The sequence below is a fragment of the Micromonospora sp. NPDC047740 genome (assembly GCF_043204735.1).
In the GTDB taxonomy this organism is placed as follows: domain Bacteria; phylum Actinomycetota; class Actinomycetes; order Mycobacteriales; family Micromonosporaceae; genus Micromonospora.
In genome coordinates this window covers 409212-431489 of the sequence record NZ_JBIDCT010000001.1, presented here as the reverse complement: position 1 = coordinate 431489, position 22278 = coordinate 409212, and the positions used below count along the sequence as shown (strand labels likewise).

12 protein-coding genes are annotated in these 22278 nt (G+C 75.6%); 8 read left to right on the top strand and 4 right to left on the bottom strand.

Annotation, left to right across the window (positions count from 1 at the left end; genetic code table 11):
• From ACGF4F_RS01930 to ACGF4F_RS01905, 6 genes are all read left to right on the top strand, one after another.
• Positions 1 to 4821: a hypothetical protein gene (locus ACGF4F_RS01930; protein ID WP_393073940.1), complete on the top strand. Its 4821-nt coding sequence runs from the start codon at positions 1 to 3 to the stop codon at positions 4819 to 4821.
• Between the two features lie 76 nt (positions 4822 to 4897).
• Positions 4898 to 9409, top strand: coding sequence for a hypothetical protein (locus tag ACGF4F_RS01925; protein WP_393073937.1), 4512 nt, complete (start codon positions 4898 to 4900; stop codon positions 9407 to 9409).
• Positions 9406 to 11247: a hypothetical protein gene (locus ACGF4F_RS01920; protein ID WP_393073934.1), complete on the top strand. Its 1842-nt coding sequence runs from the start codon at positions 9406 to 9408 to the stop codon at positions 11245 to 11247. Before ACGF4F_RS01925 ends, ACGF4F_RS01920 begins: the two co-directional genes overlap by 4 nt.
• Positions 11248 to 11286: 39 nt before the next feature.
• Positions 11287 to 13086, top strand: a complete 1800-nt coding sequence (locus ACGF4F_RS01915) for a hypothetical protein (protein ID WP_393073931.1) — start codon at positions 11287 to 11289, stop codon at positions 13084 to 13086.
• Between the two features lie 588 nt (positions 13087 to 13674).
• Entirely contained in the window at positions 13675 to 14532 is an 858-nt protein-coding gene (locus tag ACGF4F_RS01910) for a peptidoglycan-binding protein (protein ID WP_393073928.1), read from the top strand.
• A gap of 18 nt (positions 14533 to 14550) precedes the next feature.
• The gene (locus ACGF4F_RS01905) at positions 14551 to 16062 is read left to right on the top strand and encodes a hypothetical protein (RefSeq protein ID WP_393073925.1); all 1512 of its coding nucleotides are present in this window, start codon (positions 14551 to 14553) and stop codon (positions 16060 to 16062) included.
• A gap of 80 nt (positions 16063 to 16142) precedes the next feature.
• Here the strand turns inward: ACGF4F_RS01905 and ACGF4F_RS01900 are convergent, their stop codons facing one another.
• The 4 genes from ACGF4F_RS01900 to ACGF4F_RS01885 all read right to left on the bottom strand — a co-directional run bounded on the left by ACGF4F_RS01900 (position 16143) and on the right by ACGF4F_RS01885 (position 19993).
• On the bottom strand, positions 16143 to 16955 hold the full coding sequence (locus tag ACGF4F_RS01900) for an SAM-dependent methyltransferase (RefSeq protein WP_357435531.1): 813 nt from the start codon (positions 16953 to 16955) through the stop codon (positions 16143 to 16145).
• A gap of 98 nt (positions 16956 to 17053) precedes the next feature.
• Positions 17054 to 18157, bottom strand: a complete 1104-nt coding sequence (locus tag ACGF4F_RS01895; protein WP_357435533.1) for a hypothetical protein — start codon at positions 18155 to 18157, stop codon at positions 17054 to 17056.
• A 54-nt stretch (positions 18158 to 18211) separates the two neighbouring features.
• A complete protein-coding gene (locus ACGF4F_RS01890; protein WP_393073921.1) occupies positions 18212 to 19015 on the bottom strand; it encodes a nucleotidyltransferase domain-containing protein in 804 nt (267 codons plus the stop codon).
• Positions 19016 to 19057: 42 nt separating this feature from the next.
• Complete coding sequence (locus ACGF4F_RS01885) at positions 19058 to 19993, bottom strand: diacylglycerol/lipid kinase family protein (protein WP_393073918.1); 936 nt, start codon at positions 19991 to 19993, stop codon at positions 19058 to 19060.
• A gap of 154 nt (positions 19994 to 20147) precedes the next feature.
• On the opposite strand from ACGF4F_RS01885, the gene ACGF4F_RS01880 reads away from it, so the two are divergent.
• Complete coding sequence (locus ACGF4F_RS01880) at positions 20148 to 21377, top strand: hypothetical protein (RefSeq protein ID WP_393073915.1); 1230 nt, start codon at positions 20148 to 20150, stop codon at positions 21375 to 21377.
• Between the two features lie 149 nt (positions 21378 to 21526).
• On the top strand, positions 21527 to 22207 hold the full coding sequence (locus ACGF4F_RS01875; protein ID WP_393073912.1) for a hypothetical protein: 681 nt from the start codon (positions 21527 to 21529) through the stop codon (positions 22205 to 22207).
• The last annotated feature ends 71 nt before the right edge of the window (positions 22208 to 22278 follow it).

The following is a 22278-nucleotide window of genomic DNA, read 5'->3' as shown; positions in this document are numbered from 1 at the left end:
ATGGGTGGCCTGCGTTTCCTGCCCTGGGTACGCGACGGGGTCACCCGCGTCGTCGCCGACACCGATCCGCTGGCCGGGGCCCTGCCGCACGCCCGGGCCACGGTCAGCCTCAAGGTCACCGCCCTGGGCACCGAGACCGCGACCGGTACGACCCAGGAGATCGTCGGCACCTCGACCGCGCTGCTGCACGGCCCCGGCGACGTCGTCGGCCTCGACCCGCAGGAGATCATCCGCAGCTACCCGGCGCCGGGCGCGGAGAACGTCGAGGTGTCCCTGCTGGCCGCGGTCGAGTTCGACCGGCCCGACCTGCCCTGGCTGTACACCCCGGCGAAGCCCGACGCCCGGGGCGCCCTGCGCCCCTGGCTCGTCCTGGTCGTGGTGCCCGTCGACGGCGGCGGCGAGCTGCGCACCGAGGCGGGCCAGACGCTGCCCCGGCTCGCCAGCACCGTGCGGCAACTGCCCGCGCTGGCCGACTCGTGGGCCTGGGCACACGCCCAGGTGCTGGTCACCACCGAGGACGAGGACATCGCCACGGTGATCCACGGCGCGCCGGAACGTACCCTGTCCCGACTGCTCTGCCCGCGCCGGCTCGCCGCCGGCGCCGACTACCTGGCCGCCGTGGTCCCCGCCTTTGAGGCCGGGGTCCGCGCCGGCCTCGGCGAGCCGGTCAACGACGCCGGTCCGCTCGCGCCGGCCTGGGGACCCGGGTCGGCGCACCCCGGACCCGACGACCCGGTGCTGCTGCCCGTCTACCACCACTGGACGTTCCGCACCGGACCCGACGGCGACTTCGAGTCGCTCGCCCGCCGGCTACGGGCCCGACCGCTGCCCGACGACGTCGGCCGACAGCCGGTGGACATTGCCGCGCCCGGCGGCGGCCTGCCGCAGCAGCCCGACAACGGCGTCGAGGGCCGCTCGGTGCTGGGCTTCGAGGGCGCCCTCGCCGCGCCCGGCATGACCCCGACCAACTGGGCCGACGACGTGCGCACCGCCTGGCAGACCGCCCTGACCGGGCTGCTGCGGCACGCGGCGGACCGGCTCACCCCGCCGCTGTACGGCGACATCCACAGCCAGGAGACCCAACTGCCCGCCCCCGGCGCGGAGCCACGCTGGCTGGCCGGGCTCAACCTGGACCCCCGCTACCGCACGGCGGCCGCGCTCGGCACCCAGGTGGTGCAGCGGCACCAGGAGGACCTGGCGGCGGCAGCCTGGCAGCGGGCCGCCGAGATCCGCGAGGCCAACGAACAGCTGCGCCGGGGCCAGGCCGCCCGGGACACCGCCACCGCCCTGTTCGCCCGCCGGGTCGACCCCCACGCCCCCAGCGCGGCGGTCGACGACGACCGTCTCGTGGCCCTGACCCAGCCGGTGCACGACCTCGTCGAGGTGCCGACCCGCGGCCTCGCCGCCGACACCGCCGACCCGCTCGACCAGCAGTTGGCGGACAATCCGGGCGCGAAGGCGGCCACCTCGGCGCCGGTCCGCCGGCTGCTGCGTTCCCGCGGGCCGCTGGCCCGCCGGGTGGCCACCGACGCCGCGGCGGCGGCGCTGACCCGGCTGGCCGGTGGCGCCAGCGCGGTACCGCCCGCCCGGGTGCCGGCCGGCGGCACGGTCCTGGACAGCCTGGTCAGCGACGGCCGTGGCGTGGGCGACCTGACCCGCGCGGTGATCGAACAGGCCGCCGCGAACGGCTGGTGGCGCACCGGGACCACCGGGCTGCGCGCCGCGGCGGCCCCCAGCACCGCGCTGGCCGCCGACGACCCGGTCACCCGGGTCGTCACCAACGGCGGTGACCTGCTCACCGGCGACCGGTTCTTCATTGGGGCGGCCGACGGCCGGCTGTTCGAGCGGCGCCGGCTCGGCTCGGGCCCGGAAAACTGGGTCTGGCGGGACCACGGCAGCCCGCCGGGCACCGCCGCGGCGACCTCCGCCGCCGTCCTGCCCGGCCGGGTGTACGTGCGTACCCGCAACAGCCGGCTGTTCGAACGGAGCTGGGACGGCGACCGATGGGTGTGGGCCGACTGCGGCGCCCCGACCGGCGGCGTGCACAGCCGGCCGGTGGTCGGCGGCTCGCTGCTGTACGTGCTCGGCGGCGACGGCGCGCTCTGGCGCTTCGACCCGACAGGCCGCTCCTGGACCTCGCTGGGTACCCCGGTCGGCGGCAACGAACGCCTCTGGGGCACCCCCCGGCCGTCGTTCGTCGGCGTGCTGGTCGCCACGAGCAGCAACCGGCTGTTCGCGCACAACGGGCAGTGGCGGTCGTTCGGCGGGCCGGCCGTCTGGGGCTCCCCGGCCGCCCAGCACTCGCATCCGGGAGCGACGCCCCGGATCGGCATCCAGTACGTCACCCCGGATGGGCAGCTGGTGTCGCTGTACGGGGACGGGACGACGCAGCAGCACGACCCGGTGCCGGAGGGCCGCCGGGTGGTGTCGCTGGCCCAGGACGCGGCGCCGCTGGGCCACGAGGAAGGCCCGGCCATCATCGTCCTCGCCGCGAGCACCGCCAACCCCGCCGACGTACGCCTGATGCGCCGCTTCGTCTGGTATCACGACGGGTACGAACGCTACTTCTGGGGCTGGGACGCGGTCACCACCGCGGTCCCCGCCGGCGGGCTCGGCGCGCACCGGCCCGGGCCGGTGCTCGGCGACGACCGCGACGGCGAACTCTTCGCGGTCACCGCCGACGGCCGGCTCACCTCGTACCGCTGGGGCTACTCGGCCTCGGCTCGATGGGTCGACCACGGCACCCCGGCCGACCCGCGCGGCGCCGGACCGGTCGACGCCCCCGCCCCGGCCGACGTGCGGTTCGCGCCGAAGGTGGGGCTGCTCACCTCGCTGCTCCTCACCCACACGGTCACCCAGGGCACCGGCAGCCGGCCCCGGATCCAGGTCGCCCACAACCTCGGCGAGGACGGCACGGTGCGGGAGCCGGCGCTGACCGCCGCGGTGGACGGGCCGGCGATCCCGGCGGTAGCCCGGGCCACCGCCACCACCCTGGGCACCGTCCTGCCGACCGGCCGGCCCAGCCTCCTCACCGCCGCGCTGCTGCCCGGAACCGTGACCGGCACCTGCCGGATCGCGTACTGGGTGGGCCGGGACGCCACCGCGAACGGGACGGCGAGCGGCGGCTGGACCGGACCGTACGAGCTGCCCGACCCGGTCAGCGGGGAGGTCGCCGGGCTCGATGTGGCCCTGGCCGACCTGGACGGCGACGGCCGCCCCGAACTGATCGTCGGATACGCGCTGAACCGGGCCGGCGGCGCCGACAACCGGGTGCTCTACCGGATCGGCTGGCGACTCGACGAGACCGGCACGGTCACCAACGGCTGGACGGACTCGCTGCCCACCCCGATGCAGCTCGACCGGATCACCTCGGTCGGCATCGACCTGGTGGACATGACCGGTGACCAGGTGCCCGACCTGCTGGTCTTCGCCGTCGGCACGGTGGGCGGCACGGGCGTGGCCCGCTACCTCACCGGGCGGGGGCTCAACCGGCGCGGCCGGGTGGTCGGCGGGTGGACCGCACCCCAGCCGGTGCGGGACGAGGTGGCAACGGCCACCGCGGACGCGGCGGGCGTGGCGGTGGCCGACATCACCGGCACCCGGCGGCCGGACCTGGTGGTGGCCCGACGCACCGGCGGCACCGTCACCTACCGGGCCGCCTTCGACCTCGACCCGGACGGCGTACCGGTGAGCTGGACCGACGCGGCCACGCTGACCGGCGCCGCCGACACCGGCGCCGCCCGGGGCCTGACCGTCGCGCTGGCCGACCTGCGCGCCGACCTGGTCGCCGACCGGGCCAAGATGGGCGACGACTTCATGGCCGCCGCCGCCCGCCACCAGGGCCGGCTCGCCCCGGCCCAGGCACTGGCCCGGGACCACCGGCCCGCCCCGGTGGACGTGGCCACCGCCGCCGCGGCGGTACGCGAGACGGTACGCCCGGAGACCGCAGTGGCCGGCGAGGTGCTGGCCGGGCTCACCCTCGGCGACAGCGACCTGGTCGACGCCCTGCCCGACAGCGGCGACCCGCTGCGCCGGCTGCTCGCCGGGGTCACCTTCGACGTGCCCGCCTACGAGCTGCTGCGCGGGCTCTCCCAGGAGCACGTGGTGCCGAACCTGCCGGCGGTGGCGCCGGAGACGTTGACCGCGCTGGCCGCCAACCCCCGGTTCATCGAGGCGTTCCTGGTCGGGCTCAACCACGAGATGAGCCGGGAGATGCTGTGGCGGGAGTTCCCCGCCGACCCGAAGCAGACCTGGTTCCGGCAGTTCTGGGACGTACGCGGGGCCGTCTCGGCGGGCGCGCCGCTCACCGACATCCCGCCGCTGACCGACCCGGCCTGGCGCAACGGACCGCTCGGCAGCCACCTGACCGCCGTCGGCGCGCCCGGCGAACAGTCGCTGGTGCTGGTCATCCGCGGTGAACTGCTGCGCCGCTACCCGTCCACCATCGTCACCATGCGGGCCGCGAGCTGGACCGGCGCGGAGGAACGCACCCCCACCGGGCCGGACGTACTGCCCATCTTCAACGCCTGGCTCTCCCCCGACCTGCTGCTGTTCGGCTTCCCGTACACCGCCGCGGTGGCGCGCGGCGCCGGCCGCCAGGCCGACGGGCCGGCCGGGCACTTCTTCGTGCTCCGCGAACAGCCGGCCGCGCCCCGGTTCGGGGTGGACCTCGCCGGCGACCCGCTGCCGCCGGACGCGGTGGTCTTCGCCGCCCGGCGGGACGGCAACGCCGCCGACACCGCCCGCGCGCTCCTGCAACGCCCCGTCCTCCTGGCCCGCCACGCCAGCGACCTGCTACCGACGCCGGAGAGCCAGCCATGAGCAAGCGTCAGCGACCGAATCATCAGCACAGCGCGGAGGTGCCTCATGCCGGCGCCGAGCGGAGCGAGGTGAGGGCATGAGCACCTCGTCGTACGCCGCCGACCGGCCGCCGCTGTCCGGCGCGCTCACCGGCACCCCGTGGACGCTGACCCCCACCGCCCCGGCGGTCATGCTGCCGGTACGCCTGGAGACCCGGTTCGCCGGCGCCACCCTGAAGATCCGCGTCTATCCCGACCAGATCCACGTCGACGACCACGAGCCCGGGCTGACCGCCGAAGAGATCGCCGCCGGGCGGGCGTACTGGGGGGAAGGGCGGCCGGGCGGGCTGACCGACACCCCCGACGAGGCGGCCTGGAGCGACCTGGTGCGCCGCTTCGGCGCGCCTCGCGCGGCGTGGATCGCCCGGGTGCTGGAACCGGCCGGCGGCGTCTTCCCCGACCCGCTCACCCGCCCCGGCCCGTGGTGCGAACCGGCCCGGGCCCGGCTGCTGCCCACCCGGTGGTACGCGGTCGGCCGCACCACCAGCGGCAAGCTGTTCACCGGCACGTCCAGCTCGGTCACCCCCAACCTCCCGGTCGGCCCCAGCCCGGTGCTCACCGGCGACAGCAGCATCGCCCGGCTCTCCGCCGAGGCGCCCCCGGTCGACGACGGGATGCGCTGGACAGTCGACTTCGCCACCGCCGTCGCCGCCGGCATGGCGCTCACCGTCACCGTCCCCGTCGACGCCAAGGGCCAGCCGGAGCCGGTGGAGCGGCTGCTGGTCTTGGGCCTGGACAGCACCACCGGCCCGGCCGGGTCCGCCGCGGCGCTGGGCCGGCTGCTGGAGGCGCACGCCGCCACCGACGGGCTGGCGTTCCTCGCCCCGGGCACCCCCACCAACAACACCGACACGGACACCCCGGCGGCCACCCCGACCGTGGCGGCGGTAGGCACCGCGGACAGCGCCGCCGAGGCCGCCGCGCCGGAGTCCGCCGCCGCCCTGGTCGCCACCGCGCTCGGCGTCCCGCTGACCGCGGCCCCGGCCGACGCGCTCGCCGCCGCCCGCCGGCGGCCGGCCCGCACCGGCGCGCCGACCGCGCTGGCCCGGGGCAGCGGCGCGACCGCCGTCGACCGCCCCACCGGCCGGCTGGTCCGCCGGTTGCTCTGGCCGGCCAGCTTCGGCGGCCTGCTGCGGCACCTGCTGCCGGTGGCCGCCCCGGCCGAGCAGGCCGCGGTACGCGCCCACTTCGTCGACCACGTGCACGCCGAGGGTCCACTGCCGACGCTGCGGGTGGGCCGGCAACCGTACGGGCTGCTGCCGGTGGCGAGCCTGCGTGACTGGCAGCCGGCCGGGCCGGGCGAGGCGAAGGCGGTGGCGCTGCTGAACAACCTGTGGCGGCGGGTCTGGCTGCCCTCCCCCGTCCCGCGGATCGTGCCTGGCCTGCCCGACCCGGAAGGCACCCTGCTGGAGATCCTCGCCACCGACGCCCGGGTGCTGGAGGTCCGGGCCCGCAGCATGCTCGGCAACGAATACGTCAGCTGGCTGTGGCGCTTCGCCCGGCTCGGCCTCGGGCCGGACTGGCGGGAGCAGGTGGTGGAACCGGCCCGGGACCTGCTGGCCGCCGTCGGGCTGGGCGGCCCCACCGACCCCCGGCTGTCCCTGGCGGTCTTCGCCAAGCAGGCGTACGCGCTGGGCACCCCGCTGCTCGACGGGCCTGGGCGACCCCGCGCCGGCCGGGTCCGGGCGTACCTGGACGCGCTGGCCGCCGTCGGGCTGCGCGGCGACGCGATCCCGGTCAGCCCCGGCGACGGCCCCGTGCCGCTGTTCCACCGGCTGCTGCGGGCCGCCCTGATCGCCGAACACTCGGCCGCCGCGAACGCCTTCGCCGCCGAGGCGGCGCTGCCGGCGGCGGCGGAGATCCCCGAGCCGGAGCTGGTGGACGTCCGCCCGCGCGACCGTACCGGGGTGCTGCGGCGGCGGCTGGCCGTGCCGGTGCCGGGCACCACGGACACGGTGGGCGACCACCTGGCCGGCGTCCGGGACGACCCCCGGCAGGTCCGCGCCACCGCCGACCTGCGGGCCTTCCGCACCGCGCTGACCGGGCTGCGCGACGCCCTCGACGCCGGGCTGCCCGCCGCCGACCTGGACCGGCACGTGGCGGGGACGCTCGGGCTGGCCAGCCACCGGCTGGACGGCTGGATCACCTCCCTGGCCACCCGGCGGCTGGCCCAGCTCACCGGCGGGCCGACGCCCGGCGTACACGTCGGCGGCTACGGCTGGCTGGTCGACCTCGCGCCGGCCGGGGCACCCACCCTGGTGGACCGCCCGGCCGACATTCCCGAGTCGGTGGCACCGCCGAAGCTGCCCATCGCCCCGGCCGGGGCCGGGCACGTGCACGCCCCCTCCCCGGCCCAGGCGGTGACCGCCGCGATCCTGCGCAGCGCCTCCCGGACGCACGGCGGCGAGCCGGCACTCGCCGTCGAACTCTCCTCCCGCCGGGTCCGCCTCGCCGAGCAACTCCTCGACGGGGTACGCGCCGGCCAGAGCCTCGGCGCGCTGCTCGGCTACCGCTTCGAGCGCGGCCTGCACGACCACCCGACCGGCCCGTGGGACCAGTTCCTGCCGGCGTTCCGCGCGCTGGCCCCGGTCCGCGCGCACCGGGTCGACGCGACCGACGATGGCCGCACCACGATCGCCGCCACCGTCGAGTCGGCCGCCACCGTGGACGGCCTCGAGCTGCACCGGCTGCACCAGGCCGGTGCCCTCGACGCCCGGATCCGCGCCCTGCCGGCCACCGCCCGCGCCGCCGTCACGGAAGTCCTCACCGAGCTGGCCGACGCGGTCGACGCGGTAGCCGACACCCTGCTCGCCGAAAGCGTGCACCAGCTTGCCCTCGGCGACATGAACCGGGCAGCGGCGGCCGTCGACGCCGCCTCCGGCGCGGCCACCAACCCGCCCGAGCTGCACGTCACCCGTACCCCGGTCACCGGGACCACGATCACCCACCGGGTGCTGCTGCTGATCAACGACGACACCCGCTTCGCCCGGCTCCGCAACGACTGGCCGGCGGCCCGCGGCGACCACCCGCGCATCGCCGGGGCCGCCGTGGACGAACTCACCTCCGTGCTACTGCCGCCCTCGTTCCGGGTGTTCTGGCGCTTCCGCTGGCACGCGCCGGACGGGATCACCGCCACCGTCTGGCGGCCGGCAAGCCTGGACCGGATCCAGACCCCGGCGGTGGACCTGCTGGCCGCGCCGCCGCACCCCGGTCGACCCGACGACGCCGAGCTGGACCGGCGGATCGCCCTGGACGCCTGGGGGCCGCTGCGGCCGGCCGAGGTCGGCGACGACTGGACGCTCGAACTGGACTACGAGCGGCAGCCCGACTGGCCGCTGGACCGGGTCAGCCTCGCCGAGTTCCTGCACGCGGTCACCGTGCTGCGCGACCTGTACGGCCGATCCCGGCCGGTGGTCGCCGCCGACCTCGGCGCCGACCCGTCGGTCCCGCCGCAGGTGGACGAGAGCACCAAGGCCCAGGCCGACGAGACCTGGCAGGCGGCCCGGCGGATCGCCACCGGGCTGGCCGCGCTGCCCGCCGAGCCGCCCGCCGGCTGGGACGAGACCGGCGCCCGGAACCTGCTCACCGTCGCCGCCGGTCTCGGCATGGTCGGCGCGGTGCCGCCACCCAAGCGCCCGGGCAGCGCCAGGGCGGTCGCCGACACCGCCGCCACCAGCCGCTTCGAACTGGATCGCCGGCTCGCCGCGCACTGCCGTGTGATCGCCGAGTTGCACGACCGCCCGTCGTGCCCGCCCGGCGGCTGCACCTGCAACCCGACCACCGACTTCGACCGGCCCGACGCGCCGCCGGACCGCCGCCGGGAGGCGCAGATCGCCCGGCTGCGCGCCCTGCTCGGCCCGGACATGCCGGTGTTCCCCAAGGCCACCGCGCCGCAGCCGGCACTGCTCGCCGCCGCGCTCGGGGCCAGCGATGCGCTGCAGGGCGGCTCACCCCATCCGGTACGCCGGTGGCTGTCCCGCTACGGCCGGGTCCGCCCGGCGGTGGGCCGGCTGCAGGAGGTGCTCACCACCGCCGACGCGCTCGACGCCGGCGGCGTGGTGAAGGTGCCCGCCACCGTCCGGGTGGCCCAGCTGCCGTACGCCCCCGGCGACCGCTGGGTCGGCGAGGCTCCGCCGAAGGCGAACACCCAACCGCTGTCCCTGGTCGTGGTCGCCCCCGGCGACATCGACCCGAGCCGCCCCGTACAGGGCCTGGTGGTCGACGAGTGGACCGAGGTGGTGCCGGCCGGGAAGGTGCAGACCGGCCTCACCTTCGAGTACGACGCACCCGGCGCCGCCGCCCCGCAGGCGGTGCTGCTGGGGCTGGCGCCGCAGGGGGCGACGAGCTGGCAGCCGGCCAGCCTCGCCCAGGTGCTGGAGGAGGCGCTGGACCTGGCCCTGGCCCGCGCCGTGGACGTCGACTCCCTCGGCGCGGCCGGGCAGTTCCTGCCCGCCCTCTACTTCCCGACCAACGTCGCCGAGACCACGACCACCACCGACTTCGTGCCGGACGCGACGCTGACGCCGCAAGGCGGCAAGGAGGCTTCATGACCACCGTGGACCAGCCGCTGGCCGCCACCGAGGCGCCGTCGGTCACCACCTGGACCCGGCTGGAGCCGCGTACCCGCCGGGCCGACCTCGCGCCGGCCGTGGACGCCCGGATCGCCGACCCGTTGTGGCTGCTCGCCCGGCAGTGGCAGCTCGGCGAGTTCACCGGCGAGGACGCAGGCTCCCCGGTGGCCGCCCGGGTGCACGCCGAGGTTGCCCGGTTCACCCGCTACCGGCCCGGCCCGTACGCCGGGGCGGTCGGGTTGCCCGCCGGGGTGCCGTGGGAAGCCCTGGTGGAACGGGAGTCCGCCGCGACCGCCGGGGACCTGCGGTTCGCCGTGGAGAGCGGGCAGCAGCTGCTGCGGCTACTCGCCGCCGCCGACGCCGGCGAGCTCGCCCCCCGGCTGTGCGACACCTACCGAGTGCCGGCCACCCCGCCGGACGGCGCCTCGGCGGCCGACCCGGAGACCGTCGGCTACCTACGTATCGCCGCCGGTCGGGTGCCGCACGGGGGGCTGGCGTTACGAGCCTGGGCGGAGGGCCGCTTCGTCCGCGAGGCGCAGGTGCCCGACGCCCTGCTCGGCGCCGTCAACCGGGCCGTCGCGGACTGGCTGACCTGGCTGGGCGTACCGCCCCGGCCCGCCGGGCCACCCCCCGGCTACCTGCTGCAACTGCCCGCCGTGCTGGCGCCCGGCAGTTCCCGGCCGGCCGAGCCGCCGTGGCCGCCGGCCGACTTCACCCCGCTGTTCAGCGCCCCCGGGCTGGAGGGGTCGGCGTGGCGCCGGGATCGGATGGAATACGAGGCGGCCGTCGCCGCGCACGACGGCCGGGCCGAGCTGGTGCTCACCGCACACGAGTACGACGGGAACCGGCTGGACTGGTACCACTTCGACCACGAGCCGGGCACCACGCTGGAGGCGCGCAAGGCCGTCGACGACGTGGTGAAGGTGCTGCTGCCCAGCCCGGTCACGTACGCCGGCATGCCATCGACCCGGTTCTGGGAGCTGGAGGACGCCCAGGTCAACCTGGCCGGCATCGGCGCCGGGGCCGGCGACCTGGCCCGGATGTTCGTGGTCGAGTACGGCCTGGTCTACGCCAACGACCACTTCCTGCTGCCACTGGAACTGCCGGCCGGCTCGGCCACCCGGATCCGCTCGCTGCTGGTCACCGACACCTTCGGCGGGCAGACCCTGGTGCCCGCCGCCCCGGAGTCCACCGCCCTGTTCCGGCCCGCCGCCGCCGACGGGCGCGGCGCGACCGACGTGCTGGTCCTGCCGGCCACCGCCGCCGCCACCCTCGACTCCACCCCGGTGGAGGAGGTCCGCCTCGGCCGGGACGAGATGGCCAACCTGGCGTGGGCGATCGAACGCACTGTCACCGGCGCCACCGGCCGGCCCATCGACCGCACCGCCCAGGTCGGCCGGGCCGCCGTGCCGCCCCGCCCGCCGGTCGACGCCGACGCGGACGTGCCCTCCATGTCGTACGCCTTCGCCACCACCGTGCCGGAGAACTGGGTACCGCTGCTGCCCGGCCCGACCCAGGACCGCCCCGACGTGGTCCGGCTGCGCCGGGTGCCCCTGCAGCAGCCGAACCGCGACGGGGCACCGGTCGCGGTGACCGGCTACAGCCGGCTGCTCGACTGGCGCGAGCGGGACGGGCGGCTGGTGGAGCTGGCCTTCCCCGAGGAGGAGGTGCCGCGCGCCGGCAGCCGGGTGCTGCGGCAGTGGCAGCTGGCCCGGTGGACCGACGGCTCGGTGCACCTCTGGCTCGGCCGCGCCCGGCACGTCGGCGCCGGCGAGATCTCCAGCGGCCTGCGCTACGACACCGTCCAACCGCGCTGACCCACCCGCCCGCGACCGACACAGACAGCGGAGAAACACATGACGATCATCTGGAAGAAGGACCTGCCGCTGCCGATGGCGCGGCCCCGGTACTACGACTACGAGTACCTGCGCGCCGACGACCTCACCCAGGCGTTGGACTACCTGCTGGCCCGGCAGAACCTGGCCGCCCGGCTGCTACGGCCGATGGGGGTGGTCAGCGGCCTCGAGCTGACCGCCACCGGCAGCGACGTGACCGTCGGCCAGGGCGTCGCGATCGACAGCGACGGCATCGTGATCGTGCTGCCGGACAGCCGGCGCACGACGCTGCCCGGCGACGGCACCTTCTTCGTCTGGGTGGAGTACCACGAGTTCCTGTCCGACCCGCGCGACGAGGGCGGGGCCGCCGGGGAGACCCGGTGGACGGAGGAGGGGCTGGTCAAGGTCAGCGCCACCGCCCCGACCGACGCCGCGCACGCGGTGCTGCTGGGCAAGGTGACCCGGACCGGCGGCACGGTGACCGTGCAGGGCACCGGCCGGCAGGTCGCCGGGCTGCGGGTGCCGGTCGGCGCGCTCGTGCCCGCGGTCGGCTCCGGGCCCCAGGCCGGCATCACCTTCCCCACCGACCCGGGCGGCGGCTCGGGCGACGAGGCGTTCATCCGCTACTGGGCGTACAGCGGCGAGAACACCCTCCTCCGGATCGCCAACAACAACGACCCCGACGACCTGATCGCGTTCCAGCAGTACGGCGCCGACCGGCTGCGCATCGGCGGCGGGATGCTGCACCTGGGCAGCATGGAGGGCAGCCTGGTGAGCGCCGGGCAGGTGGTCACGGCGCTCGGCTTCTGGGGCCCGGGGATACAGCACGCCCAGCTGTCGTTCCGCGCCGGCAAGGGCTTCGAGCTGGTCGACCGCAGCGCCGACGGGCCGAACCTCAGCTACGCCGAGGGCAGCAAGCCGTACGCCGACCTCGGTGTGCGGGAGCTGCGCGCGAGCGCCCTGCGCGGGCGGGGCGGCCTGTCGCTGACCGCCGAGGGCAACCTCGCGGTCCGGGCCAGCGGCGGGGTCACCGTGTTCAGGGACGGCACCGGCAACGGGGACCTGACCGTCCAGGGCAACGCGTGGGTGAACGGGAACCTCACCCTGCCCAACTGGAGCTGGATCAACGGCGGCACCCGGCTGCACATCGGCGGTCCGGAACGCCTGCACCTGCTCAACGCCGCCGGCGTGTACGTCGGCTTCGGTGGGGTCGCCGGCAGCGACAGCGGCTGTCTCTGGGTGGAGAACCGCAGCTCCTTCGGCGGCGACATGCGGGTGACCGGCAAGATGGTGGTCGGTCCGGCAACGCCGCCGCTGGCCTCGTGGAGCGGCGGCGGCATCAGCACCTTCGACCTGTTCTCCTCCGGCGCCATCTACCTCGGCCTCAGTGAGTCCAGCGGCTACACCATCAGCCTGAACGCCGGCAACGGCATCATCAAGGGCAAGTCCAAGCAGTTCGCCATCGACCACCCGCTGGACCCGCCGGACGCCACCGAGCGCCGCCAGCTCATCCACGCCGCGCTCGAAGGACCGGAGAACGGCGTCTACTACCGCGGCGAGGGTCGGCTCACCGACGGCGCGGCCACGGTCGAGCTGCCCGCGTACTTCGAGGCGCTGACCCGCGCCGAGGGCCGGACCGTCCACCTCACCCCGGTCTTCGAGGACGACGAGCCGGTCTCCCCGCTCGCCGCCGGCCGAGTCCGCGGCGGCAGGTTCCGGGTCCGCACCGTCGACGGCTCGCCCGCCACGCACGCCTTCTACTGGGAGGTGAAGGCGGTCCGCGCCGACCTGGAGCCGCTGGCCGTGGAGGTGCCCGCATAAGCCCACCGGCTGGTGCGGCCTGGGTGGCGACGCGGGCGAGCGGCCCGGAGGCTGCGGGTGCGACGCGCGCACGGCGCGGTCTGCGGCGGCCGGTGCAGCAGGTCCCCCGGCGCCGCGCACTGCCGACGGGGCAGGCCGTGTCGGCGAGCGGCGCGGGCGGCCCACCCAAACCGGTGGGCCGCCCCGCCGATCGGGCCCGCGCACCACCGCCCGGCGGAGTCCGGGGCTCCCCCGATCCCCGGCCGCCGCCCCGCCGGTCGGCGGCCACGCTGCTCGATCGGCGCGGATCGGCCGCCGCTCGGGTCGCCGCGTCGCCGATAGCCGACTCATGCCTTGTCGCGTTGACCTGGTCTTTCGACAGTGGACACAGCCCTCGCCCGGCCGGCCCCGACGGTCCGCGGCGCAGCGGCGACCCGCCGGCGTGGACGCCGCCCGCGCCGGCCCTAACGGAAAGCGGAGGCACAGAAATGGACAGCGTCACGGTCGATCCGGAATACCAGGTGACCGTCTTCGAGGAGGACGACGACCCGGAGTCCCTGATCGGCGACGAGGTCGACTACGACCTGGCCATGGACGAGGAGCACTGACGTGAGCGCTCATCTGGCACCCACCCTGCGGGTGCTGCGCGAGGAGATCAACACCCGGTGGCCGCACCGCGACCGCAGCTCCGACGGCTGGATCGGCGACGCCGCCCACCAGGCGCGCAGCTCGGACCACAACCCGGACGGTGACGACCGCTCGGTCAACGCCATCGACGTGGACGTCGACGGTATCGACCCGCTGCTCGTGGTCCGCCACTGCATCACCCACCCGTCCTGCCAGTACGTGATCTACAACCGGGTGATCTGGAGCCGCGTCCGCAGCTTCGCCCCGGCGCGCTACACCGGCACCAACCCCCACAACAAACACCTGCACGTCAGCGTCAGCCACCAACGTGCGCTGGAGGAAAGCCAGCGGCCGTGGGGCATCGCCACCGCGACGGTGACCCGGCTCGGCGACCGGGTGCTGCGCGCCGGGTGCCAGGGCAGCGACGTACGGGAGTTGCAGACGCTGGCCAACCGGCTCGGCGCCCGACTCACGGTCGACGGGGCGTTCGGCGCCCGGACCACCGCCTGGGTCCGCAGCTTCCAGCGCGCCCGGTCGCTCACGGTGGACGGCCTCGTCGGTCCGGCCACCCTCGCCACCCTGCGCAAGGCCACCGCGCCGCCCCCGCCGCAGCCCGGGCGCGTGCCCGGCTCCCGCACCGTGCGGCGGGGCAGCACCGGCGACGACGTCGCCTTCGTCAAGCGCTTCATCGGCACCCGCCGCTGCGGCCCGCCGGGCGTCGACTTCGACGAGCGCACCGACGCGGGCGTCCGCTGGTACCAGCGGATGCGCGGGCTCACCGACGACGGCATTGTCGGCCGGCTCACCTGGGCGCAGATGGGCGTCCGGGTCACCTACTGAACAGGTTCGGGAGTTCTCATGCGGGTGTCCTTCCGTCCGGCCCGGGACGGCTTCGCGTTCACCAACGCCTTCGTCAACCAGATCAAGATCATCGGCCTGCCGATCACCGAGACCAAGGGCCGGTGCGGCGGCATGGCGTTCGCCGCGCTGGACCACTGGCACCGGCGGCTCCCGGTGCCCGACGCCAGCACGCTGCCGGCCGATGGCAACCCGGTCGCCGACTACGTCTACGACCGGCTGATCACCAGCATCATGGACAACTGGGGGATGTACGCCCAGTTCATGAGCACCCCGGACCACCCGACGACGCTGCGTGGAATCGGCGTGGCCCGGATGACCCGGGAGGAGCAGTTCCCCAAGCTCAAGCAACTGCTCGACCAGGGACTGCCGCAGCCGCTCGGGCTGGTCCAGTCCCGCGACCCGGCCGGCTTCGGCAACGACCACCAGGTGGTGGCGTACGGCTACGAGCAGGACGCCACCCGCACCCGGATCTTCATCTGGGACAACCGCTTCCGGCGGCGGGAGGACGTGCTGGAGTTCAAGACCGCGTACGACCCGGCCGACCGGGCGGTGCGGCAGAGCAACGGCGACGAGTGGCGGGGCTTCTTCGTGGAGCGCTATTCCCCCCGGGTGCCCTGGTATCTCGCCGGGGGCAAGCTGCTCAGCGACCGTTCGGACCCGCGGATCTACGTGGTGCACGGCGGGGCGAAGTTCTGGGTGACCAGCCCACAGGAGTTCGACCGGCTGGGCCTGCGCTGGACCGAGGTGGTCGAGCTGCCCGACGGTTCTACGGCGTACGTCGCGGACCGGCCCGGTGACCGGCTGCTGCTCCGTGAGATCGACCGCCCCGAGGTGTACGTCACCTACGGCGGGTACGGCTTCCACATCCCCGACCCGGACACCCTGACCCGGCTGGGCTTCACCTGGTCCGACGTCCGGGTGGTGCCGCGCGACTCGCTGCGCGCCCTGGCCCCGGTGCCGATCGACGGCACGGTGCTCCGCGAGGAGCACAAGGATCCCGTCTACCTGGTGTCCGGCGGGGCGCTGCACCACGTACCGGACCCCACCACGTTCACCGCGCTGGGGCTGCGCTGGGACCGGGTCGGGGTGGTGCCGGACGGGGCGCTGGCCAAGCTGCCGATGGGTGACCGGCTGCCCACCTCCCACGTGCCGGCCTGGACTGAGCTGCCGGCGGGTCAGCTGATCACTCGGGACCACGACGCGGTCGACTACCGGATCGAGGCCGGCGCGAAGCCGGCCGACGAGGTGGAGTTCGTGCTGACCCTGGGCTCCGGCCTGACCTGGCGCAAGGAGGTGGGCCTGCACGCGAAGGACGGCGACTGGACGATCGCGGTGCAGGACGCCAAGCGCACCGGCGCCAACGGGCTCTATCGCTACCAACTTCCGGAGGGGCAGCTCCGGCTGCGCAAGGCGAAGCTGTTCGGCGCGGTCACCGGCGTGCTGGAGCTGAACGACCTGGATCGGCTGCCGGCCGGTGCTCGGGTCACCTTCACCTGGGTGCGGGACTGATCCGCGGATCCCGGCCGCCCCGGCACCGCGCCCGGGCGGCCGGCTCGGCGCCCGCCCCGAGTTCGGGCCGGGAGCTGCGCTCAGCCGTTCTTGCGGCCCACCGCGCAGTATTCGGAGGTGGGAGTGGTGTCGTTGCCGTCCGGACGCCACCGGGAACAGGTGACCAGACCGGGTTCGAGGAGTTCGAGCCCGGCGAAGTACCGCCCGATCGCCGCCGGGGTCCGGACGGCCATCTTGGCGGAGCCGCCGTCGTTCCACATCGCGAGCGCCCGGTCGACCGCCTCCCCGTTGACCTCGCGGGTCGGGTGCGACAGCACCAGGTAGCTGCCGGCCGGCACGGCGTCCACCAGCCGCCGGACGATGCGGATCGCCTCCTCGTCGTCGACGATGAAGTTGACGATGCCGAGCAGCATGATGGCGACCGGCTGGTCGAAGTCCAGCGTCCGGCGGGCCTCGGCCAGGATCAGCTCCGGGTCGCGCAGGTCCGCCTCGATGTAGTCGGTGGCGCCCTCGGGGCTGCTGGTCAGCAGGGCGCGGGCGTGCACCAGCACCATCGGGTCGTTGTCGACGTAGACGATGCGCGACTCCGGTGCGGTGGCCTGGGCGACCTCGTGGGTGTTGTTGGCCGTCGGCAGGCCGGTGCCGATGTCGAGGAACTGCCGGACACCGGCCTCGCCGGCGAGGTGGCGGACCGCGCGGCCGAGGAACTCCCGGTTGAACCGGGCCGACTGGACGAGCTCCGGCAGGAACGTGAGGACCTGCTCGGCGGCCTGCCGGTCGGCCGCGAAGTTGTCCTTGCCGCCGAGGAGGTAGTTCCACAGGCGGGCCGAGTGCGGGACGCTGGTGTCCAGCGCGTCGGCGCGGGCCGGGGCGGTAAGCGGCTTCTCGGTCACCGACGCTCCTTTGTGTCTGCTGGTCGCGGACAGCGTAGGTGCCACAGGGGACCTGCGGCAACGTCGGATCGTCGCGGTGACCGGTGGGCGCCGCCGGGTCAGCTCTGCCGCAGGGCCGGCATCGGCACCGGGACGGCCAACGCCGTCGCCCCAGCGCTGGCGCCGCGCTCGCAGGTGTTCGGCGGCACCGTGCCGATGCCCCGGGTGGCGGGGCGTTCCGCCGCCCAGAACATGAAGCCGAGCATGCCCGGGGTGGCGCCGGCGCCGTGCGGGGCGACGCTCTGTACATACGGGGCGGCGGCGCGCTGCACCGAGGTGGCGTAGTCGACGCACTCGGGCAGCGGCTTGCCGCCGTAGGCGAGGTAGACGCCGCCGGTGAACTTGGCCGGGGCCAGCGGCGGCACGGGTGGGCTGTACTGCGGCTTCCCGTCGACGTGCTCCTGCCAACTCGCCTGCGAGGTGCTGGCGGAGGCGGGCCGGGCCGGCACCATGGCGTTGGCGTAGTCGAGGACCGGGGTGTCGGTGCGCAGCCAGTCGGCGGTGGCCTTGCGGTTCAGTTCGATCAACCACCGGTCGCCGGCCGCCACGTCGATGGTGAGCCGGGCCTCGGGCCGGGCGCCGCTGGCGTCGTACGGGTGGACCGCCCGGTAGGCGTCGATGAAGGACTGGAGGCCGGCGAGGTTGGGGCCGCTGTTCTGCTCGTAGTCGATCTCGATGCCGACGCCGAGCCGGGCGGCGACCGCGGCGGCCCGCTGGCCGAGCAGGGTGGGGTTCTCGGCGAGGGCGGCGTTCCAGTCGTCGGTGTAGGTGATGCCGCCGACGGAGAGCATCACCCGCACGCCGTGGGCGGTGAACCAGCCGACGATCTCGGGGGTCATGCCGCGCGGCACGCCGTCGAGGGTGGTGGCGTCGGTGCTCTGGTGCAACAGGTCGAGCGGGTTGACGAAGCTGAGCACCACCAGGTTGACCGACGGTCGGCCGTCGCCCCGGTCGATCAGCCAGTGGTTCTGGCTGTCGAACTCGGCCACGGTGCGGGCCGTGCCCCAGGTGCAGTAGTCGTTGCCGCAGTGCCAGGCGCCGTAGACCTGGATCGGGGTGGCCGCGGCGGGTGCGGGCGCCGGCCGGGGTGGCGGCGCGGCGGTTGCGGGGGTGGCGGTGGCGAGCGCGAGCAGGAGCGTGGCCAGCGGTACCGAGCGTCGCATACGGCCTCCCCGACTCAGCGGTACACCTTGTTTACAATAGGGAGTCGAACTCCGTCAATGCGTAGCGGCGATCTCGTCGAGGACCCGGCGCTGGAAGGCGCGGGCCTCGGGGCCGCTCGGCGGCGGCCCACCCCGGCGGGCCTCGATCGACCGCCCGATCAGGTCGGCGTCCTCGCGGCCGACCCGACCGGGGCCGGGCCGGACCGGGCCCGCGGCGAGCCGCCGCCCGGCGTCCGCCTTGGCGAGCCAGACGCCCTCGCGGCAGCGGACCAGGGAGCGGCAGGCCCCGAGCACGGCATCCTCCGCACCGGGGGCCGGACCGTCCCCGGGCGGGGTCGGCAGCGCCAGCCACCAGGTCAGCGCCGCGACCAGCAGCCGGCGCAGGTCCTGCGGCGTGGGATCGGCGAACACGTCGGCCGCGGGCGGGCCGGCCAGACTCAGCCCGGACTGGCGCAGGATGCTGCGGTCGAGGGCGTACCAGAACCGCCCGTCCGCGGCGGGCCGGTCCGCCGGGTCGTACGTGGCGCGGAACGGCATGGTCTGGCCGGTGTTGAGTTCGACCTCGAACCCTGGCTCGGGGGTGCCGGAGGCGGCGACGTCCCGCCGGTAGGCGACCAGTTCCAGGCCGCGCGCCGGACAGGGCAGGGCCTCGTGTCGCAGCCGGTCCACCAGCGCCCGCTTCGTCACGCCGTCGAGCGGGCGGGCCACCACCAGCGCCACGTCCACGTCGCTGCGCCCCGGCTGGTACGCACCCAGCCCGACCGAGCCGGCCGCGTACGCGCCGACCAGATTGTCGCCGAGCACCGCCCGGGCCCGGTCCACCAGTCCGGCGAGGTATCCGCGTACGTCGTCGTCCATGCCCGCATCCTGCCCGGCCCGCTCGGGGGTGGGCCGGTCGGGTCAGCGCGGCGGGTCGGGGCAGCAGACGGTCAACGCCCCGGGCACCGCCTTCACCTTCAGCCGCCGCGTCGTGCCTCGCGCGCCGCCGTCCAGCTCGTACGTCTTGGGCGCGGCGAAGCGCACCCGGACCTGGCGACCGCGGGTGATCCGGACCAGGGGTGAGTCGGCGGAACGGCCGGCGGCCATCCGGCCCAGCGTCCGCGCCCAGTCGACGGCGCCGCTGGCGGTGGAGACGCCGATCTCCAGGGCGCCGTCGTCGGGGCGGGCGTCGTCGAAGGCGGGGATGCCGCCGGTGATGGTGCCGACGTTGCCGAAGAGCACGCAGCTGGCCTCGCCGTCGAACCAGTCGGCACCGTCCACCCGGATCCGGGTGTGGATCAGCTCGCCGCGCACGTGCCGCAGGCCGGTCCAGACGTAGGCGATCCGGCCCAGCCGGCCCTTGAGCTTGCGGTCGGCGTCACGGATCAGGTCGCCGTCGAAGCCCGCTCCGGCCATCACGGCGAAGTGCTCGCCGTTGATCCGGCCCAGGTCGAGCTTGCGTCGTGGGCCGTGCAGGGCGGTTCGGAGCGCCTCGGGCAGGTCGGTGGGGATGCCCAAATTGCTGGCGAAGAGGTTGGCGGTGCCGGCCGGCAGGATGCCCATCGGCACGTCCGTTCCGGCCAGGGTGTCGGCGCAGCGCTGCACCATCCCGTCGCCGCCCCACACCAGGATCAGTTCGGCGCCCTGGTCGAGCGCCTTGCGGATCTTCTTCGGCGCCTTGCGGCTCTTCGGCACCTCGTACCAGAGGAGCCGGCCGACTCCGGCGGCGACCAGGCGGGTCCGCAGCTCGTCCAGGCCGCCGCCGAGGGTCTTCTTGCAGTGGGCGACGACCGCGACGATGCCGGCCATCTGGGTGGCCGGTTCGATGCCGGGGCGGTCAGCGGTGCGCGTGCTCATGGCCACGGTGGTACCCAACGGCCGGATCGTCCACGCCTCACCGCGCCGCGTCGCGCCCGATTCCGATCAGCCGCAGACTGTGATCGGCCGACCGCGTTCGGTAGAGTACGGACGTTGATCGCTGGCGATGGCCGGGGGTCGGAGGGGCGCTGGGATGAGTCGACGAGGCGGGCGGTGGACGTGCGTCGCGCTGCGCCTCGGGCTCCTGCTCGGCGGAGTCGTCGCGGCCTGGGGCGCCCACGAGGCCGCCACCACCGCGGCCGCCTACGCCGCCGACCGGCCGCCCGCCGCGCCGGTGGACGCCGCGCCGGTGAACAACGCCGTCGACCTGCTGACCGGCGTCCTCCGACCGGTCCTCGCGGCGGTGACACCCGCACCTGCACCGGAAGCGCCGACCGATGTCGCGGCCCCACCCACCCCGCCGGCGGCACCCGGCTCCCGCCCGGCGCCGCCGCCGGCCCCGACGGCGCCCAGCCATCCGGCCCCGGACGGGGCCGCGGCCCGACCGGGCCGGGTATCCGCCCCGCCGGCCCGGCAGGTGGAGCCACCGGCACCGGCAGGCACGCCGAAGCCGGCCGAGGCGTCCCGCCCGGCCACCGGGCTGCTCGGCGAGGACGTGCTGACACCCGTGGGTGACGCCCTGGGCGAGGTCGCCGACCCGGTCCGGACCGGGGTGCTCACCCCGGTGGCCGACGCGCTACGGCCGGTTACCGACCCGGTGCGGGCCGGCGCGCTCACCCCCGTGGCCGACGCGCTACGGCCGGTCACCGATCCCGTGCGGGTCGGCGTGCTCACCCCGGTGGCCGACGCCCTCCGTCCGGTGACCGAGCCACTCGCCCCGGTTCTCTCGCCCATCTGGCAAGGGCTGCATCCGGTACTCGAGCCACTGGATCCCGTACTCGAGGTCCTTGAACCGGTGACCGACCTCGTGGATCCGCCAGCAACGGCACCACCCGCGACGACGCCGCCGGGCGGCCCGGTCGGCGACCCGATGCCGGGCGCCGGCCCAGGCGGCGTCGGGCCGGCTACCGGGCCGGTCGTCGGGCCGGTCGCCGGGCTGTCCGCCGCCCCGGCCAGACCCGCCTCGGGACTCGCACCCACCAGCGCCCCGACGGACCGGCACACCACGACACAGCTCTCGTCCCTGCCGCGCCTCGCCGGGTTGGACGCGCCGCGCCCGCCCGGACCGGACGCGGACTCCGCGCCAGCCGCGCCCACCCCCGGCACCAGCGGATCCGGCTCGTCCGGCACCGTCCACGGCAGCCCGGCCGACGCCCCCACGTCGGTATGGACCCCGCCCAGCCTGACCGGGCGCCGCTGCCACCCGACCGGTGGCGACGCTCTCCCCTCCCGCTCGCCCCGCCCGGGCACCCGGCCCGCCTGACCGGCGGGCCGCTCCGTGCCGTCCGTGCGGCACCGGCGATCTCCGCGTACCCGTATGCCTTGCCGGCCCCTGGTGGCCCGTGCCGGCCCGCGACGACGCCGGCACTCCCAATCGACGTACCCGATCACGATGGTGACCAGGAGTTACCCATGAACGTGACCATGCCCGTCGTCCGGGCCCGGTGGTGCGACATCGGCCGGATCGCCGATCTCGTCACCGAGGCCCTCGCGCCCACCAACCTCGGCGCCTGGCTCGTCCCCGACGAGCAGCGCCGGCCCACCATCCTCACCGCCGTGGCCCGGATCTGGATCGAACACGCGCTGCTCTTCGGCGACGCGTTCCTGCTCCCGGACGGCACGGCCGCGACCGTTTGGTTCCACCGCTACCGGCCGATCCCGCCCCCGGCCCGGTACGCCGACCGGCTCGCCGACGCGTGCGGTGCGCACGCGGACCGCTTCCTCCTGCTCGGCCGGAACCTCGCGGCGCGGCGGCCCACCGAGCCGCACAACCATCTGGCCCTGCTGGCTGCGCCGGGCCCGGCGGAGTCGGATCGCGCCGCGGCCGTCCTCAGCGCGGCGCAGCGCTGGATGGACACGCTGAGCCTGCCGACGTACGCGGACGTCGTCACCGACGACGACCGTGAGTTGTTCTGGCGGCACGGATACCGCCACCGGGACGCCTTCCCGCTCGACGGCCACACGACCATGCACTCGATGTGGCGGTTGCCGCCGTTCTGGAGCGGCCGGGCCAGCCGCAACGCCCGCCCGTCGGCGCGGCGCCCACTCGCCCTGCCACGTAACGGCCCGGTGCACGGGTGGACGCTGCGCTGAGCAGGGCCGGATCCGCGACGGTGACCGGGATGCCGCTCCGGCCCGGTCACCGTCGCGGCGGCGTTCGGTGC